The 17019-nt window shown below is 62.1% G+C and carries 23 protein-coding genes and 1 pseudogene; 11 read left to right on the plus strand and 13 right to left on the minus strand.

Features of this window, described 5'->3' with window-relative positions; translation table 11 throughout:
* The first annotated feature begins 46 nt into the window (after positions 1-46).
* Together CT676_RS38595 and CT676_RS38600 are read left to right on the plus strand one after the other, a co-directional pair.
* Complete coding sequence (locus tag CT676_RS38595) at positions 47-301, plus strand: hypothetical protein (RefSeq protein WP_063982867.1); 255 nt, start codon at positions 47-49, stop codon at positions 299-301.
* The gene (locus tag CT676_RS38600; protein ID WP_063982868.1) at positions 282-1853 is read left to right on the plus strand and encodes a hypothetical protein; all 1572 of its coding nucleotides are present in this window, start codon (positions 282-284) and stop codon (positions 1851-1853) included. Before CT676_RS38595 ends, CT676_RS38600 begins: the two co-directional genes overlap by 20 nt.
* Positions 1854-3252: 1399 nt before the next feature.
* On the opposite strand, the gene CT676_RS38605 is transcribed toward CT676_RS38600, so the two are convergent.
* The 6 genes from CT676_RS38605 to CT676_RS38630 form a co-directional block, all read right to left on the minus strand.
* Complete coding sequence (locus tag CT676_RS38605; protein WP_135216815.1) at positions 3253-3699, minus strand: hypothetical protein; 447 nt, start codon at positions 3697-3699, stop codon at positions 3253-3255.
* Positions 3700-3762: 63 nt separating this feature from the next.
* On the minus strand, positions 3763-4266 hold the full coding sequence (locus CT676_RS38610) for a ferritin-like domain-containing protein (protein ID WP_135216816.1): 504 nt from the start codon (positions 4264-4266) through the stop codon (positions 3763-3765).
* A 221-nt stretch (positions 4267-4487) separates the two neighbouring features.
* Positions 4488-4643 carry a hypothetical protein gene (locus CT676_RS45680; RefSeq protein WP_244623430.1) on the minus strand — a complete coding sequence of 52 codons (156 nt, stop codon included), beginning with the start codon at positions 4641-4643 and terminating at the stop codon, positions 4488-4490.
* Positions 4640-5278 (minus strand): isochorismatase family cysteine hydrolase, encoded by a 639-nt coding sequence (locus tag CT676_RS38620; RefSeq protein WP_135216817.1) that lies wholly within the window; start codon positions 5276-5278, stop codon positions 4640-4642. The genes CT676_RS45680 and CT676_RS38620 overlap by 4 nt, the downstream gene beginning before the upstream one ends.
* A gap of 36 nt (positions 5279-5314) precedes the next feature.
* Positions 5315-5605: a SemiSWEET family transporter gene (locus tag CT676_RS38625; RefSeq protein ID WP_135216818.1), complete on the minus strand. Its 291-nt coding sequence runs from the start codon at positions 5603-5605 to the stop codon at positions 5315-5317.
* A gap of 8 nt (positions 5606-5613) precedes the next feature.
* Complete coding sequence (locus CT676_RS38630; RefSeq protein ID WP_135216819.1) at positions 5614-5859, minus strand: hypothetical protein; 246 nt, start codon at positions 5857-5859, stop codon at positions 5614-5616.
* Positions 5860-5959: 100 nt separating this feature from the next.
* Here CT676_RS38630 and CT676_RS38635 point away from each other — a divergent pair, with 100 nt between their 5' ends.
* The 4 genes and pseudogenes from CT676_RS38635 to CT676_RS38650 form a co-directional block, all read left to right on the plus strand.
* Complete coding sequence (locus CT676_RS38635) at positions 5960-6544, plus strand: phosphatase PAP2 family protein (protein ID WP_135216820.1); 585 nt, start codon at positions 5960-5962, stop codon at positions 6542-6544.
* A complete protein-coding gene (locus tag CT676_RS38640) occupies positions 6531-7136 on the plus strand; it encodes a cupin domain-containing protein (RefSeq protein ID WP_135216821.1) in 606 nt (201 codons plus the stop codon). The genes CT676_RS38635 and CT676_RS38640 overlap by 14 nt, the downstream gene beginning before the upstream one ends.
* Positions 7133-7480 carry a DUF3147 family protein gene (locus CT676_RS38645; RefSeq protein ID WP_135216822.1) on the plus strand — a complete coding sequence of 116 codons (348 nt, stop codon included), beginning with the start codon at positions 7133-7135 and terminating at the stop codon, positions 7478-7480. The genes CT676_RS38640 and CT676_RS38645 overlap by 4 nt, the downstream gene beginning before the upstream one ends.
* Positions 7477-7908 (plus strand): annotated as a pseudogene (locus tag CT676_RS38650) (DUF3147 family protein); the annotation flags it as partial. The gene CT676_RS38645 and the pseudogene CT676_RS38650, both read left to right, overlap by 4 nt.
* A gap of 63 nt (positions 7909-7971) precedes the next feature.
* Here CT676_RS38650 and CT676_RS38655 read toward each other — a convergent pair.
* Positions 7972-8340 (minus strand): response regulator, encoded by a 369-nt coding sequence (locus CT676_RS38655; RefSeq protein ID WP_244623431.1) that lies wholly within the window; start codon positions 8338-8340, stop codon positions 7972-7974.
* 41 nt (positions 8341-8381) lie between these two features.
* Positions 8382-9524: a YihY/virulence factor BrkB family protein gene (locus CT676_RS38660; protein ID WP_135216824.1), complete on the minus strand. Its 1143-nt coding sequence runs from the start codon at positions 9522-9524 to the stop codon at positions 8382-8384.
* A gap of 26 nt (positions 9525-9550) precedes the next feature.
* Between CT676_RS38660 and CT676_RS38665 the strand changes: the two genes are divergently transcribed.
* Positions 9551-9829 (plus strand): hypothetical protein, encoded by a 279-nt coding sequence (locus CT676_RS38665; RefSeq protein WP_244623433.1) that lies wholly within the window; start codon positions 9551-9553, stop codon positions 9827-9829.
* 191 nt (positions 9830-10020) lie between these two features.
* On the opposite strand, the gene CT676_RS38670 is transcribed toward CT676_RS38665, so the two are convergent.
* Both CT676_RS38670 and CT676_RS38675 read right to left on the minus strand, forming a co-directional pair.
* Complete coding sequence (locus tag CT676_RS38670; RefSeq protein WP_135216825.1) at positions 10021-10233, minus strand: hypothetical protein; 213 nt, start codon at positions 10231-10233, stop codon at positions 10021-10023.
* Between the two features lie 238 nt (positions 10234-10471).
* The gene (locus CT676_RS38675) at positions 10472-10801 is read right to left on the minus strand and encodes a hypothetical protein (protein WP_135216826.1); all 330 of its coding nucleotides are present in this window, start codon (positions 10799-10801) and stop codon (positions 10472-10474) included.
* Between the two features lie 373 nt (positions 10802-11174).
* Here CT676_RS38675 and CT676_RS38680 point away from each other — a divergent pair, with 373 nt between their 5' ends.
* From CT676_RS38680 to CT676_RS38690, 3 genes are all read left to right on the plus strand, one after another.
* Positions 11175-11387, plus strand: coding sequence for a hypothetical protein (locus CT676_RS38680; protein ID WP_135216827.1), 213 nt, complete (start codon positions 11175-11177; stop codon positions 11385-11387).
* Positions 11384-11563 (plus strand): hypothetical protein, encoded by a 180-nt coding sequence (locus CT676_RS38685; RefSeq protein ID WP_028153950.1) that lies wholly within the window; start codon positions 11384-11386, stop codon positions 11561-11563. The genes CT676_RS38680 and CT676_RS38685 overlap by 4 nt, the downstream gene beginning before the upstream one ends.
* Positions 11564-11847: 284 nt before the next feature.
* The gene (locus tag CT676_RS38690) at positions 11848-12705 is read left to right on the plus strand and encodes an SDR family oxidoreductase (protein WP_135216828.1); all 858 of its coding nucleotides are present in this window, start codon (positions 11848-11850) and stop codon (positions 12703-12705) included.
* A 315-nt stretch (positions 12706-13020) separates the two neighbouring features.
* Here the strand turns inward: CT676_RS38690 and CT676_RS38700 are convergent, their stop codons facing one another.
* The 3 genes from CT676_RS38700 to CT676_RS38710 all read right to left on the minus strand — a co-directional run bounded on the left by CT676_RS38700 (position 13021) and on the right by CT676_RS38710 (position 14594).
* Positions 13021-13491 carry a hypothetical protein gene (locus tag CT676_RS38700; RefSeq protein ID WP_244623435.1) on the minus strand — a complete coding sequence of 157 codons (471 nt, stop codon included), beginning with the start codon at positions 13489-13491 and terminating at the stop codon, positions 13021-13023.
* Positions 13492-13886: 395 nt separating this feature from the next.
* Positions 13887-14264 (minus strand): ester cyclase, encoded by a 378-nt coding sequence (locus CT676_RS38705; protein WP_135216830.1) that lies wholly within the window; start codon positions 14262-14264, stop codon positions 13887-13889.
* Between the two features lie 48 nt (positions 14265-14312).
* The gene (locus tag CT676_RS38710) at positions 14313-14594 is read right to left on the minus strand and encodes a hypothetical protein (RefSeq protein WP_135216831.1); all 282 of its coding nucleotides are present in this window, start codon (positions 14592-14594) and stop codon (positions 14313-14315) included.
* 1887 nt (positions 14595-16481) lie between these two features.
* Here CT676_RS38710 and CT676_RS38725 point away from each other — a divergent pair.
* A complete protein-coding gene (locus tag CT676_RS38725) occupies positions 16482-16682 on the plus strand; it encodes a DUF6494 family protein (RefSeq protein WP_135216833.1) in 201 nt (66 codons plus the stop codon).
* Positions 16683-17019 lie beyond the last annotated feature (337 nt).

Raw genomic sequence — 17019 nt, forward strand, 5'->3', positions numbered from 1 at the left:
GCCGTGGCGAGATACCCGCCCAAATCCCTTTAGGGGAATCCCTCCTTTGAAAATCCTATCCGTCCGGCCCGGCCCTCCGGGATCGACGACGCTCGCCCGTTTCGACTTAGAGCTGAACGACCACCTTCGTCTCTACAACTTGGCTTTGCGGCAGCGCCCTGGCGACAGGTCTTGGACCGTTGCGCCCAACGCCTTCAGCGAGCGAACTGCCGCTTTTGGCGAGCAGTTCAACCGCGCGATTTCTGATCTTGCCCTTGCGAAACTCTTGGAGCTTCCGGCCGATGCCAGCACCAACGTCTGAGGCCCCTAGCCGAGGCGGCGAGTCGCTCACGCGCGCCTACTGGACCTATAAAATCGAGAACATGGCCGGGCCGGTGGCGCAGTTCCGCATGGCCCAGCTCGTTGATTACGACCTGCGTCTCACAGATCCAGCCCGCACCGTCTATCGGTTCATGATCGGCTGGTACATGCACGCTAAGCACGGCGATGCACTCGCCTCAGTGAGGCATATCGTCAAGACAATGCGCGGTCGCGCGCCGGACGGTGCTCGCCATCTGTCGCGCAGCGCAGTTCAGCGCGCCATTGTGCTGCTCATTGAATGCGGCTGGCTCGTTCGTACCTACACCGGAAAGGGCCGTGGCGGCAGCCGCTACGTGCCTGTGCTCAATGTTCTGGAATTGGCCGCGCAGGGTACCTTACCGCTTAGCGTCCCAGATCACCGGGACGCTACGGAGATTTCCCTAGCGTCCCACTCTACTGGGACAGTGGTGTCCCACTCTACCGGGACGCAAAGCGAAATAGCGTCCCAGATTACCGGGACAAAGACTCTCTTACTGGACCCGGCTACAGACGGGTCTACAGAAAGAGAGATTGACCCCGCCGCGCCTACGGCGCCGCCGCTTGCGGATGGCCTTGCGGCCACCGCTGCGGGCGGGACGGCGGTGGATGAGCGCACCGGAACCCCAGCCGATACCAGGCCAACCTTCGAAGCGCTCTGGCGCGCCTACGCCCACGCCAAGGGCAAGAAGGAAGCCAAAGCGGCATGGGATGCGCTCCCGGCCGAGGTAGACCGCCCCGCCGTCATCCAGGCCGCAGCGGCTTGGAAGGCGTCATGGGCTGCGCAAGGCAAGCCGAATGCGCCGCGATATACGCTGGCGCGGTGGTTGAAAGATGAGCGGTACGACGAGGACGCGCCACGCGGTTTCCAAAAGGCGGAGCGCAGCAAGGCGAAATCGAATGCTACCAAGCCAGCCAAGCCCCGCCAGCCAGCTCCGCCGATAACGGCCCGCGTTACCTCAAGCGCGCTCGTCGAGGTCGGCAGCGGCTCAGAGTTGCACTTTACCGCAACCGACGAGGCGGGCATTCAGCACCAGCACGTTATCACGCTGGAGCATCCAGACGCAGAAACGCAGTTCGCAGGTCAGAAGCAGCTCGCCAAGTTGGTACACGCGGCCGGCCTGGAGACAATCTCCGACTCCGGTGAGCTGCACGGCCGGACTATCGTCATCACCGGCGACGGCTTTGAAGCGCCAGCAACCCGGCCGGACGACGAGACGCCGCTGCCGGTGAAGCCCGAGCCGGAGCCGTTGCCCGCGCCGGAGTCCAAGCCGCTGACTGAAGCCGAGGAGGCAGCAATCAAAGCGCGCATTGAAGCCATTGCGCCGCGACGCGAGCCAACCGAATGGGAGCGGCGACGTGAAGCTGGCCGAAGGGAATGGGACGCGGCGCATCCGGAATTCTTCGAGGATGCACCGGTCGACGATTCACCATCACCAAAGCGCCGGATGACTGTTGATGAGGAGCAAGCCGAATACGATGCTTGGTTTGAGGCCCAGTTAGAGGATGGCGCCTGATCACCGAGACGTCTCTTGAGCCGCGCAGACGGCCAACAGCACTTCACGGAGCCAAAATGACACCAGCAAACGACAACGGCCCCATTCGGGCCGACGAATTCACCGACCTTGCCGCCCGCCGGACTGGTTGGCATCAGCCCCGGCTAGGGGGCCATTTCGATCTCCCCCACCGTGGGCCTTAACTTCCGGCCCCACAATCGGGCGCGTCATCCCGCAGGTTTCGAGGTTATTTTTTCCCGGTGACACTTCTTGGAAACCTGCGGCGTCGCGTCCGCAAGTGCCCATACCGGTATGGTGACGAACCGACCGAGGGTTTGAAGCCACCCCATCCAAACACTCGATCGGCCCGCAGAGGCCGGCGAAACGAAGAGCCAGCCCGAAAGAGCATGCTGGTCGCCAGCTTGGACGCACCACGGGTGAGGGTGGGGCTTGGCGAGCACTTCGCGGTACTGGAGGCTAGCCTTGATGGCCGGACAGCCCGACGGATCGCTGCGGCGAACGGCGGGGGCGACGGCAAGGCCTGGGAGCGCAAAACTGTGCGCGCTCAGGACAATGCTTTGGCCGTTGACTGCGATGGAGAAAAAGCTCGCCGCCTAGCAATGAAACCATGGTCTAGCCTCATTTGAGACTGGAACGCCGATCAACGTCTCCCCCGCTATAGCGGGGGAGCAAGACGTGGCGAGCGAGCGGCGGCGCAATGTCTATGCTGCGCAGATCTTGGTGGACGGCAGTCCTGTGCGGTGCAAGGTCCGCCACCTCACGGATTCCTCTGCGATAGTCCAGATCGATAACGCGCCTTTCGTACCCGCGGCCTTCGGCCTGCGCGTTCCAAGTGCTGGCTTGGATATTGATTGCTCGGTTGTATGGCGTGATGGGCGCCGTCTGGCCGTGAAGTTTCTGAACTGACCGCCAATGTCTTTGTCGACGCGCGTTCCTACCCTGAACTCGGGCTGTATTGAGTTACAGGGATGCTGATCCAGACGTGACGTCAAACTGGTGCCGATTTGGGCGGACGTCGTCATTTCCGGCTTGGTGCCGGCTGCATGCGGACTTTTTAGTTCGCGCCTCTAATGCCAATACCAACAATGTAGCCGCGCGCCGCAGGATTAAGGCGGCCATGGGCCGTCGACCCTGAAGCGCTTGGACCGGGGAGGGGTGATCTCGATCCCTCCCATCGTCGCCTTTAGCGACCGCCCCGAAAATTCGCGCATCCACAAATGAAAATATGGGGTATCTGAGGTTGCATTGTATAGTAACGCACCTAACGAGAAGGCCATGCCGCGCGAAAGCGCGGCGAGATCAGTGCTCCGTAGTCGAAGAATAGATCCTTCATGAACCCGCTAGCAACGCGCGCCGCTTTTCTTTGGTCGTCGACAAGTAAATCAGTTGCGCATGCCGATTAGTCGCAAGCATGGGACGGCCGCCTCATCAATGATAGCCATATCGCCGACAGCATCATCGCCTGCGCGAGAAAAGGGCAGACATCGATCGGCGGTTTGACGGAGGCGGGAGAAGCCGCGCTCGCACGCCGAGCCATTTCAGACAGGAAGCAGGCCTGATCTTCTCTACCGGGCCGCGTGATCCGCAGGCTGAGACGCGGCGGCTTCCTTGTCGGCGCGCGGTAGCCAGCGCCGTACGCCAGTACGTTGATCACAAGAAGAACGGCGTTCTGGATGATGAGCGAGTTCTTCGGCTCAATTATCCCGTCGGCGATCCATGCGAGAGACGCGGCGATAAAGAGAGCGAACCCGCACACGGTGATGCGCGCGTTCCAGTTCGCCGCCACCATGGCGGCAGCGATAATCGTCTTGGCGGCTGCCAGTGTCCTTAATACTTCAAGGCTCATGCTTTCCTGCTCAAAACAAGGGCCGCCTTCCGGGCGACCCTCCACTTCAATCCTGCCAACGGACTAGGCGGCTTTCCGGTTCACGCTGCGCAGCGCCATCGTATTGAGCTTCTCGTCCGTCGCCTTCTCCTCATCGAGATTCTGCTGCAGGACGGAGGCGCAATCATCGCGGCCGAGCATCTTGGCCCATGCGATCAGTGTGCCGTACCGGGTGATTTCATAGTGTTCGACGGCCTGGGCCGCCGCAATCAGAGCCGCATCCAGCACCTGCTTGTCGTCGACGTCGCCCGCGACGTCACTCGCTTCCTTGAGGATGCCGTCGATCGCGGGGCAATCGACGCCCTTCGCCGCGACGCCATGCATTTCGAAGACTTTCTCGAGCCGGGTGATCTGGCCATTGGTTTCGGAGAGATGCGTTTGGAAGCCGTTCTTGAGGCCGGGATCGCTTGCCTTCTCGATCATGTCCGGAAGGTTCTTCGCGATCTGCTGCTCGGCGTAATAGATATCCTGCAGCGTATGCACGAAGAGGTCGTTCAGCGTTTTAATGTCCCTGGTGAAAAAGCCCATTGTGTCCTCCTGGGTGGCGTCTGCACTGCAAACAGCCGGCACGGGATAGCGTTCCTAAGGACTCACAGCGCGATGATTTCCTGGGCGCGGATGACGATCTTATGCTGCGCGAGCTCCGACTCCAGTCGCTCGCGAAGACCGCGCCAGTAGTCCGGGAGGAGAAGCTCCGTCGTGACCTCAACGACGGCGATATTGTCGCGCTCGGTGCCGCGGCCGCTTCGCTACAGACCTTCGCCGGGCGCTCGGATGAAGCTCGTTGCGCCGCCGAACTTGTCGGTCAGCTCTCTCAGAAGCCCGTCGAACCAATCCTTCGGGATCTTTTCTCCCTTGCCCGTCTCCTTCGGTAGCAGGATCTGCACAAGATAGGACTCGCTCATGGCAGAAGGCCCGTGCGGGTGCCGCCCGGCCAGCTGCCGAGAAGCGTTTCCGTCGTCACGCATTCCACCTGCTGCCCGAACCTGTTCGCGTAGATGGTCATCATGGAGTCGTGGGTCTCGTCGGCGGAGCTGCAGATCGCGTCGGTCATGAGGACGACTCGAAAGCCCCAATCGACCGCGCCCAGCACGGTCGCCAACACGCAGACGTCGGTCTCGCCGCCCGTGACGATCACGGTGTCGACGCCGGCGGCGCGCAGTTGCGCGTGCAGGTCGCTGCCGATCCACGGCGAGTAGACGTACTTGTCAAAAGTGCGGGCAGGTGGAACGAAGCGGGCGAGATTCGGTACAAGATCGATCATGTCGGAACCGATCTCGTCGATGGTCATCGAGCTCCAGCGCTCATAGTAGCGGCGCCACATGCCGACGCCGTGGCCGGGAGCGCTCGCCGGAATGAAGCGGGTGAAGACCGTGCGCGCCGGGTGCGCGGCCGTTATCGCCACGACGTTCGGCAGGACGCGGGGCAGCCACGGCATCTTCCAATCCGTGTCTTCGGCGAACATGCGCTGCATATCGACGCAGAGGTGGATCGCCTCGGCGCCCACGGGCCCGTACCTGAGCTCGTCCTTTTTTGACATCGCTCCCATCCTCGAAAGCCAGCCCCAACGGACCTGCTAGGGCTTGGTTCCTCGCTTGTGCGAGTGGCACTTGCGGTCGCGGAGCTTGCAGCCGAGGACGGCACCGGCGAGGGCGGCGCCGACCACGTTGGAGCCGACGATGACCCAAACTCCCTTAATGGCGCCGTAGACGATCCAGAGCGTCAGGCCGAGCGTGAGTGCCGTGAGCATGCCGAGAGAGAGGTCGTCCGTGGATCCGCGTGGCCGAGCCTTCCGGACCTGCGGCACGTAGGACAGGGAGGCGAGAAAGGCGGCAAGTGCGCCGACGTAGGGGGCAAGGGTCGACAAGCCGGTAGCTACTTGGGCTCGATCTTGAGCTTAGGATCGGTAGGAAGGACTTTCGCTCCGACATCGGCCGCGGCCTGCTCGGTGCTCACACCGGAGTTGACGTGGACGGAGCCGGAATTCTTCCCGCCGATCAGCGGGTAACTGAGGAAAACGGTCGCGAGCACCAGCGCTCGACTAGATGCGAGCCATTGCGATTTCCGCTTCTTCCCGATTGTACCCGTTTTCCAAATCTTGGCCTGGTCGATTGGTTCCATGACAGGCAGATGAACCTGGAACCTGCTCCGACGTTATGATGGCAAAGGCAATTCAAACGAGGCGTCCGCGACTACGCGGACGCCGTCACGGATCGAGGTGATGGCGCTGGTCACTGTCAAACCTACCAAGCCTGACGTGCTCATTGCACGGACCGTGGCGAGTAAGACCAACCATTGCGCGGAGAGGGTCTCGCGCGGCCTGACGTGGGGCGCCGACGAAAAGATCCTCCTGGCTTTGGCCGTCGCCGGTTGGGTCGTGACGAGGGGCAGATCGGAGCAGCTGCAGCGCGCGGGCAACCACGCTCTCCTGGTCACAGTCGCAGCCTCCCTGGCGCCTCACGGTATGAAATCGGTTTTCGACCAGACCCGCCCGGATCGCACGACGGTGCTCGGTCATCTGCACGGGGTCTCGTTTTCCGGCAAGCGCGAGGACGCATTTCCGTCCGGCCACGCGCTCCACATGGGCGCACTGGCATCCGCTGCGGGCACATTGCCGCCTCTGCTGCGGCGACTAATCCGTACCTTGGCGGTCGGCCTTTCCCTGACGCGGGTCATAGTGCTGGCGCACTGGGCGAGCGACGTGATCGCGGGCTTCGCGCTCGGAGTCATCATGGAGCGGTTACTGCGTCTCTGGACCGGCTATCCGATGTCGCCACCGAAGGAGGATGACAATGCCAATCCTTGAGGACGTGAAGGAATACGTGCAGCGCGCGACCGGTCTGCGCCGACCCGGAAAGAAGGAGGCGCCTGACCTGGCGCGGCCAAGAAAGCCTCAGACGGCTCGTTTCAAGGACGACGGTCTCATCCCGAACCATCCGCGCTGGCCTCTCGTCATCTACCGGCGCGCTGTCGATCTCGGCGACGGGCATGATCCGGCGGCCGTCATGGAGGATCTGTTCGAGGCCAACGGCTGGGGCGAAACCTGGCGGGACGGCATCTACGACTACGTCCACTACCACTCTCGCATACACGAGGTGCTCGGCATCGCGCGCGGCAAGGGGCGGGTGCGCTTCGGCGGCAATAAGGGACGGATCTTTATGCTGAAGGTGGGCGACGTCGCGATCTTGCCGGCAGGCACGGGACATCAGTGCCTCTCTGCGGAGAAGGACTTCCTCGTCGTCGGCGCCTATCCGCCCCTCGGCACCTACGACGAGTGCACGGAGGTCGAGGACCGTCCGAAAGCTCTGAAGACGATCCCGAAGGTGCCTGTCCCGCGCAAGGACCCGGTGTACGGCGGGGAGGGGGCGCTTTCCAAGCTATGGAAGAAACCAAAATGAGCGAGTACGTCGTCCGCTTCCTAATAGGTGGCGCCGTCGTGTCCGTCTTCGCGATGCTCGGAGACATGCTGAGGCCGAAGAGCTTCGCCGGCCTGTTCGGAGCCGCGCCCTCGGTCGCGCTCGCCACCCTCGGCATCGCGATCTATCAGCACGGCGAATCCTACGCGGCCGTACAGACCCGTTCGATGATGGCCGGTGCCATCGCGCTCGGCATCTATAGCGTCGTCGTCTGCCAGCTGTTGATCCGGGCGCGCATGCGTGCGCTGCCGGCCTCGCTGCTGTCGATCGTCGTGTGGCTCGCAGCGGCATTCGGCCTGTGGGCGGCCGCGGGAGGTCAGACATGAGCACGCCGATCGAACTATCGTCTTCCTCGCTGCGGGAGGGCCGCTGGTACGAATACGTGGTGCGCTTCGTGCTCGGTGGCGCGGCGACGGTCTTCGCCGGCCTGGTCAGCAGCCGCTTCGGCGCGTCAATCGGCGGGCTATTCCTCGCGCTGCCAGCGATCTTTTGCGCCAGCGCCACCCTCATCGAGAAGCACGAGATCCGCCGCATGCGCGAGGCCGGACTCGAGGGAAGGCGGCGAGGGCAACAGGCCGCAGCGCTCGACGCCGCCGGCGCGGCGCTCGGTGCGCTCGGGATGCTGGTTTTCGCCGGAGTGTTCTGGCTACTAGTCGAACGAAGCGTCGGCGGCGCATTTGCGGGCGCCTCGCTGGCGTGGCTGGCGGTGTCGGTCGTGGCCTGGTTCGTGCGACGCAAGGCGAGGTCATCCCGGAGTTGGCCCGCGCATGAGAAGAGCCGGCCCGTGATACGGCGGGGGCGGCTCGTCCGAGTTCGGTCAGCGTCCCGCCGTCATCTCTCTTACCGCCTCGACAATCTGCTCCGGATGGTAGGGCTTCTGCAGCATGAGGCTGTTCGATACCGGTCGGGGCGTCACGGGAGAGAAGCCCGTTGCATAGATCACCGGCAACTCCGGATGATGTTGACGGCAGTGTTCGGCGATCTGCCAGCCGTCGATCTTTCCGGGTAGCCTCACATAGGTGACCAGAACGTCGGCCGCCGTCCGGTTGCACCACGCAAGCGCTTCTTCGCCGTCGCAGGCGTGGATGACGTCATAGCCTGCCTCGCGTAACGCTTCGACGATGAATTCTCGGATCGGAGGGTCGTCTTCGACGAAAAGGATGCGCACGCGGGGACTCCGATTCACTTTAGGAGTCTTGAACCGGCGAAGCTTTAGGCAGTTCCTGCCTACGACTCGGCGCGTGCGGCGCCGACCGTGTCCGCCATCTTCGCGCCGCGCGCGCCGAGCGGTTTCGACGCGCCTGTCGTGGTGTCGCGTGCTGTCTGATGCTCCATCTCGGCGTTGAGTTCGCCGCCGAGCAGGATCACGATGGCGGAGATCCAGAGCCACGTCATAAAGCCGATGACGGCGCCAAGCGAGCCGTAGGTCTGGTTGAAGGTGCCGAAGTTGGCGGCGTACCAGGAGAACAGCGCGGACGCCGCGAGCCAAAGCACGGTCGCGACCGTACTGCCCCAGGTGATCCACCGCCACCGCGGGGCCTCGCGGCTGGGCCCGAAGCGGTAGATACAGGCCAGTCCCAGCGCGACCGCGAAGAACAAGGCCGGCCAGACTGCGATCCGGATTAGAAGCTCGATGGCGTGGGACAGCCAGAGGTGCTGCAGGACGACGGGTACCGCGACGACGGCGGCCAAGGCGAGCAGGATGAAACCGATGGCGGCGAGGGTGAAGGCGAGAGAGATGGCATTCAGCTTGAGGAAGCCGCGCTTCTCCTGCTCCCCGTAGACGATGTTCAGGGTGTCGAAGAGAGACTTCATGGCGGCGTTCGCGCTCCAGAGCGAGATCGCCAGTCCGATCGCGAAGGTGAAACCGAGCGTCCGGTCGCCTTTGGTGGCGACGCGGGTGAGCTGCTCGCGCGCCACGTCGATCGCGCCGCCCGGGACGAGGCCGCCGAGCTCGTCGAGATGCTTGGCGATGCTGCCGGGGTCCGAGAAAATGCCGTAGATGGACACCAGCGCCGCGAGCGCGGGGAAGATCGCGAGAATACTGAAGTAGGTCATCCCGGCGGCAAGCGCGAGGATGCGGTGGTTGCCGATGTTGCCGTAGACCCGCCAGAGGATGTCCTTCCAACCCCGCGCTGGAATGTCCGACGGCGACGTCGCGTGCCGGCCGCGGTCTCCGCCTTCGGTGACGAGGCTGGCGGGGGATGCGTGCCGGCTCTGGTCCTCCTTCGGCTCCAGGCCGCCGCCTTCCTTCGGCTGCGCGGGCGCCATGCGGTCCCATACGAACGCTACGGCGAGCAGCCCTAGCGCCGTGGCGATGCTCCAGCCGTCGGCGCTGGCGTGTTTCCTGGGTCGGTTCTGGAGGTCCATTCTCTTCTCCGCGACCACTAACAGCCGTGGCGAAGAAGCAGTTCCTGCAGGCGGTAGGAACCGCGCTCCCCTGTCCAAGGTTGATGCGCATGACCGGAAGAACACTCTACGAAAGCGCCAACGGCGACATCTGGCGGCTCGTCCGTGATCCGAATGCCGGAGGCCCGGTCGTCGAGCATCAGCCGAACGCAAACTCAGGGGGACGGACGTCTCTGATCGAGATCGGGCATTTCCTCCGTGCAGAGGGCAACGGACCGCAGCACCAAGCTTTGCTCGCGTTGATCGGCACGCTGATCGAGGGCTGACGTCCACCTGGGAGGGCGCATGTTCTTGTTCTTCTCCAACCGGCTGGGCTGTCTCGGTTCGCTCGTGGTTTCAGCCATCGTCACCGTCGCGCTACTTTTCCTGTTCGGAGCGCTAAGATTTTAAGGCCAGGCCGCTAAACTAAATGGGGCGAGGGCGTGCTGTTGAAGAGAAGCCGCGTTGGCGCGCTCGGTTAGGCTTCTCCCGACCCGGTGAAGATCGAGGTCGGTGGGATGCGCGGCACCGGCAGGGGGCGCTCGGCGCGCTGCGAGGCCTGGCCCGCGCGGCCCCCTTTCGCATCGTAACTCTCGGCGAGCTTCAGCAGGCGTCGCCTGGTAAAGGGGTCCGCTCTGTCTGCGAGGTCGCGCACGCGCTGTGCCAAACCTTTATAGAATTCCTGCTCCATATCACGCGCTTGGCGCTGGCGCTTTTCGGGCAATTCGGCACCGGCGCGAGGCCGCCGTCAAGGCTCGATTATAGTTTCGCATCATATGCTGATTCTCCTTGAGACAGGCAGCCCCGCGGGGCTAACCTTTGATCGAGCGATCGTGCCGCCGAGCCGGACAAAAGCGCCAGAAGCAGCACGGTCCATGCCGCCGAGACGTGGCTGAGCAGCACCATTCCAAGAACGGCCTGAGTGAACATCACGCAGACCTCCGCCACGCGGCGGCCCAAGGCCGCCGCAGCCGCATTGTGGCGCCGCCCGGGCGGGGCGGATCGTGGTCCTCGCCGTCGAGGCGCCGCAGCGCCGAGAGGATCTCGGCGAGCCTGATGGCGTGTCCCCTGTCGGGGATCTCGCGCAGCGCGGGACAGGATTCGACGGCGTACATGTCGGACGCCCAGGACGACAGGATGACGCGTTTTTCCGAAGCCGAGAGGGTCTCGTTGTTCAGCACGTCGTCCGGAGACGCAGAGTGCGCGGCGGGATGGAAGAGGGGATTGAGATCGCCGGAATTCGTTCTGACATTGGTCATCGTCGGCCTCCCTTCACTCCTTTCAATGGGGCAGGTGTGATGGACGGCGGCGCGAACCCTCCGTCGCCCTACAAGAAGCGCAGGACGGCTGTCCGAGACCCGCCGGCCGGCGCACGAGCCGGACCCTTGAAGGCGTCTGGCACCGCTCTCGCGGCGAAAAATGAATTAGAAAAACGACAAGAGGTTTCAAGAGGACCGTCGGAAATTTTTTTTCGGGCCAACGTGATTTGGTCAACCCGGTGGCACAAGAATTCGCACGCTGCACCACTGCCATCTTGACAGCGGTTTCGCGCCGAATATTTTTGCGACGGGGAATTCGTTTTCCCGTTTCTCGCAGCTGAAAAGGACAAGAAGACCGTCAGGAGTGGCGACGATGCTCGATGAAGATTTTGCCCGTAGCCGTGCGCACCGCAACAACATCCACCGCTATCGCAGCCTGCTGAAGACCCGTCTCTCGGACCTCGAACGCCAGTTCATCGAACGGCGCCTCTCCGAGGAGACCGCATCGCTCGAGGCGCTGACTTCCGAAACCTTCCCCACCGCATTTGTCCTGCCTGAAAGGCCGAGCGCGGGGGTGGCGTCATGACCGATGTCAGGGACCTGCTGATCCGCGGCAGCGAGAAGGTGATCGACCACTATCGACTGCTGCTGGCGAGCGCGAAGACAGAGCGGGAGCGCCAGCTCTACCTGAGCCGGATCGAGCGCGAGGAACGGCTTCTCGACCAGCTCCAGGGTGGGTTGCCGAACAGGGTGGCGGCGTGACTCCGGACGGCGAGGATGGATTTGCGGGGTTCGACGTCGTGCTGAAGCGTCGCGGGCGGAGCCGATGGAAGTGGGCGGTCTGCACCGCCGCGGGCGAAGTCGTCATGTCCGGCTCGGAGTCCAGTCGCGCGGGCGCTAGGTACAAGGCCGAGCGCGCTCTCTTTCTCCTACTTTGCGCAAGCGCGTCGCGGGCGGCGTCCGGAGGAGAGTGGCGGGCAACGGGCTAGGAACCTTGGTTGTCGTCAGGCGGTTGTCGCGCTCTCGACCCGCGGAGATCGAATCCGATGCCCGACTATCCGAAGCCGCCTTACCCCAGTCAGAAGCAGCCGATGCCCGGGTTGACCGCTAAGATGGACCCACGCCCCGATCACGGCGAGGCCAGCTACAAAGGGGCGGGCCGCCTGAACGGCAAGCGGGCCATCATCACCGGTGGCGACAGCGGAATAGGGCGAGCTGTCGCCATCGCCTTTGCCCGCGAGGGCTCCGACGTCCTGATCGCCTATCTCGATGAGCACGACGACGCCAAGGAAGTTGCGGCCCTCGTCGAGGCGGAGGGACGCAAGGCCGTTCTAGTCGAAGGCGATCTAAGGTCTGCGGAGCATTGCAGGAAGGTCGTCGATCGGGCGGTCCGGGATCTCGGCGGCGTCGACATTCTCGTCAACAATGCCGCGCATCAAGCGACCTTCAAGGATCTCGGCGACATCAGCGACGAGGAATGGCGAATGACGTTCGACGTGAACATCCACGCCATGTTCTTCCTCGCGAAGGCCGCCGTGCCGCACATGGAGCCGGGTAGCGCGATCATCAATACGGCTTCCGTGAACTCGGACATGCCGAACCCCACGCTCCTGGCCTATGCGACAACCAAGGGCGCTATCGAGAACTTCACAGGCGGGTTGGCCCAGATGCTGGCGGAGAAGGGCGTCCGTGTGAACGCGGTGGCGCCCGGGCCGATCTGGACTCCGCTGATCCCATCGACCATGCCGGAGGATACCGTGAAGAATTTCGGCAAGCAGGTGCCGATGAAGCGGGCCGGGCAGCCGGCCGAGCTGGCGACGGCCTATGTGATGCTTGCCGATCCGCTATCGAGCTACACCTCCGGCACCACGGTCGCGGTGACCGGAGGGAAGCCCTTCATCTGATGCCGGGCCTGCAGCATCCAGTCACGCCGGATGGGCGCTATTTCGTCGTTCGCGATAGGCTCTGGCGGATGAGCGATCCCGACCTTGCTGTCCAAGACAAGGAGCGGCTGGTGAAACAGCTGATGGATGCGCGGCGAGCCGTGAAGGACGCCAGGGCGGCTATAGATCTAGACGCAGAGACCGTCGCCCATCGCCTCGTCGACGAAGCTAAGCGCCGGCTGGGAGAGCGGGGACCGGTGTGGTGGAAGGATGGCGCGCCCGACTTCAACCGACACGCGGTCAAGAACACGCCTCATGCCGACTGGTACGCGGGGCTCAGGCGGCGGCCTTCAGGGCATCGAGACGCTTGCGGAGAAATGCCATCACCATGACCTCGTCGGAGGTGAGCTTGGCGTACTGGCGCTTGAACTTCTGCGCGATCTTGGCTTCGATCATCTTCACGAGGTCGCCGGACATGTAGGCGTCCAGCACCTCGGGATGCACGTAGCAGTTGCGGCAGATGGCCGGCGTGTCGCCGAGTTGCTTCGAGACGCTCTCGATCGCGGCGACGACGTTGCGCTTTGCCTCGACCTGGCTGTCGTACTTCTTGAACTCGGACAGCGCCAGCGCCGCCAGCACGGTCCCGGCCCAGGTGCGGAAATCCTTGGCGCTGAAGTCCTCGCCCGTGACGTCTTTGATGCAAGCGTTGAGGTCGCCGGACCTCAGCGAACAGCAGCGGACTTTGGTGCGCCTAATCGTCAACGACGGGAAGAAGCTGAAGAAGCGGCCGAGCTCGCCGAATATCACCCAAAGTCGGTTTATAAGACAATGCGACTGCCAGCGGTCGCGGCTGCGATCTCGGAATCGATACAGCTTGACCTTGCAGTCGTAGGTGCCTTGCTTGCTTATCGAGTTGCGAAGTCGCTCCTCCAAGACACAAGCATTAGCGCCCGTGTCCGAGCCGATCTGTCGATCAAAGTTCTAGATCGGGCAGGGCACATCGCTCCAACTCGCAAGGACCCGTCGTCCCAGCAGAAACCTCTCTGAGATGTCGCGGGATGAGCTCGCGGCTTTCATCGAGCGCAATCAAGCGGAAATCGACAAAGTGGAGGGTGAGCTCGCGTCACGGGCAAAGGACATTTCGTATTTGGGGTGATGCTCGAGACCCTCCGGTTTGAGCGCCAGCCATTTGGTCCAATTTTCTACAGTTGCGCCTCCAAGGCTGCCTTATCGATAATCGATCGAACACGTACGATCTTGTTGTTGTCGAACTGGTAGAAGACGTTCTCGTGGAATGAAACGCGCCTGCCATTCACTGGCAAGCCGAGAAAGACGCCCGTTGGAGAGCAATCGAACCGTAGCCGGCTTCCCAGATAGGGATACTCGCTAATCATCATTTCCACGTTGAAGCGAAGGTCGGGAATTGCCGCGTAATCCTGTTCGAGCATTTTTCGATAACCCGCCAGGCCGAGGGGATTGCTATTGTGGGTGATGTCGTCTGCGACGAACGTGCCCAAGCGCGACCAAGCTTGCTCATTCAGGCAGTCGATATAGTCGCGATAAATATGCTTTAGGTCCATTACTGAACAACCTTTGGCATCACCACGTCGACTTGCCTAAGCCCAAAGCTAAGCGCCGGGTTTTGCGCTGCGAGATTCTAACCGCTCAGCCAAAGCCTGATCTGCCGCCAGTCTCGCACGCCGGTCGTCATGCAGTTCGTCCAGCTTTTTCAAATAAGCGACTGCCGCTATTTGCAAGAGATCGAAATCATATTCGCCGGTATCGCGAAGACTGGTGATGTAACGAAAGAGGGCGGAACGCCTGTTATCTTCCTCGCTGACACCGCTATGGAGCAGCAAGTAGTTCCGCCAAGCGAATGCACATGCGCCTTCGAGTGCCTGAGAAGTCATGGGCACCTCCCAATGGTCAGTGAAAGACTGATAAGCCGTTTCGTTCCCTGAATTTCTCAGATGTAGTGCTGTTCCGTAGGTGCGCCGCAAGGTATCGGGCGCCAACGCGGTGATCAACCTTACATCGGCGTCGGCGGTTCTCGGTGCCGGACGTCTTGCTCAACAACACAGCCGACTATTTCGACGGACCCAGTGTCGCACAGGGATCGACAGGCACATGGGGCGGCGTCCGTTACGTTGTTCGATTCTGCGACGGCGGTCATTATCGCAAGCTGTGGGACGGGACGACCTGGTGGCGAGTGCCCCGATTGTAAGTTCTATCGCGTTGCAGCGGGATGCGCCCCTGGTCCGAGGCGGTCCGAAAACCGGCGGAAATTGCCTAGGCTGTCGTGAACCCAATTAGCCCGCGCGGAGGTAAAGCCGTGTCCGTTCAGTCTTCAGGATCGGACACGACTAGTTCGCCCTAACTAGTCGGATAAGGGCCAACAGGGGAAACAGCGCGGCTTGACCGTTCACTGAACAAGCACGTTCTCATGGCGTCTGGCGCGGCCGAGCCTGGAATGGCTCAGCAACAAGATAGCGGAAAAGCCGCCGCCGGTTTGGAACGGCGACGGTTCTTCTTTACGCGATCAGACGGCCGCGGCCACCCGCCGCGTCTCATGAAGGAAACGGTTAGCGGGTGCTGCGACGCCACCAATTGGATGACGCTCCTGTTTGCGCAATTCATCGACTAGACGTACGAGGTAGGGCGGCAGAGGCGAGGTTTCTCGAGATAAGTTCTGTTGCAATCTGTCACCCACCTCGTCACAGATCGACCGGGCAGTCTTATGGTCGATGTGGTCCGATATTCGATTGGTCGGTTCCATATCGCGACCTTTCGATTAGGCCCCACGTTTAGCTTAAGTTGCAGGGATGCGAAAATGTTTCGCCCACTTTCAAAGAATACCGATGGTTCCATTTAATGGAACGAAGACACCGTGCGCGGACCGATTGCCATCGTCAGCGCTGATTCCAGCACCCGCCGAGTTACTTAAACTCTTGGGGCGAACGCTTGGAAGAAGTCCGATGACGTTGAGTGGAATGCCAACCCCTCACGATAATCGTGCTGCTCGGGCTCGAAATTCAGGCCGAAGCGCAGGCCGTGCGCCGAAGTGTTGCGATTGACTTGGCTCGGTGAGACCGTCGCTCGCCGTCAACTAAACGGCGCACGTCGCGGATAGCCAAAGGTCCACAACGACCCGCTGTTCTCCAAGCGGTCGCGCAGATAGCCAACAGTGGCGGTCTCCAGTTCCATTGATTGGGCAGCCGTGCTCGCACGCGGAAAGCTGCGAGAGGGGTAGGCGCTAGTTCTGAATATTGGCGCCTCTTTATCGAAGGAGACTTCGCTGTGCCCACTCAGAAGGACATAGACCACAACCACGGTCGAGCAATTATGCGAGTGATTGGCCAGCAACTGCGCGCGTCGCTGAAGCCTGAAGGAACAACCGGAGAGTCTTAGAGGCCAAATCGAACGGCTTCGGAAATTGGAGGAGCGGTCACCAGCAATTGTTCCCGCTGACGAGGATGGGCAACAAGGCGGCTGAGGTCGGCTCTGTTTTCAAGTCATCCCAATTGCGATGAAAAGAGTGACCTCGGTCGGGGCGTCCGACAGCTCGGCTCAGCCAGAGGTCCGCGATGGGTCACGAGTGGCGGTCGGGGACAGCGCCAGCCGTGTCCGGTCCACCTCAAACGGCCGACCTTGCAGCCTCAGGTATAGTCTTCGCTCCGGGCCGACGTTGTAGGCAATCAGGTTGAGGAGGAAACCGGCGGCGACGCGAGTTGGGCCTCGATGTTTGGTCTTTGCTCGCCTCGTGTTAGACTTCGCCTGCCCGACCAGGGAGAACAGCCATGACCGCCGAGTTCGATGAAGACCGCTTCAATATGGCTATCCGTAAATTTCTGAAGCATGTCGGAGTTACATCGCAGCGTGAAATTGAGAACCTGGTGCGTAGCGGGGCGGTGAAAGGTGGCAAGCTCAAACTGCAAATGACCCTGTCCGCTGAGGGGACGCCGCTGAAACATGTAGTCGAGGAAACAATCGCACTCTGACGATTTCCCGGCTGCCCCGGCATTGCCGCCCTCTCGGTGGAGCATTCAATCCTGTTGATTTCCAGCAACGACTGCTTTGGGTCACAGGCAGGCTTTATCGCAGGCGTCACTCACGGTCCGGTTTAGCGAAGATAGCCGACGTGATGAGGGGATAGAGCTTTCCTGTCATTCGGCCTGCAATATTGACCCCCTAAGCCGGGGGGGATCGGCGTCCAAAATTGACCCCCTATAGGTTGGTCTGTTGCGCTGCCTGCTTTGGAATGAAGCAGGTGGTCGAGGATGCTGATCGTGGAGACGATTGCGCGGATTCGGCGCGAGCACTTCATCAAGGGCAAGA

The organism is Bradyrhizobium sp. MOS001 (assembly GCF_004634465.1).
Taxonomy (GTDB): Bacteria; Pseudomonadota; Alphaproteobacteria; order Rhizobiales; family Xanthobacteraceae; genus Bradyrhizobium; species Bradyrhizobium barranii.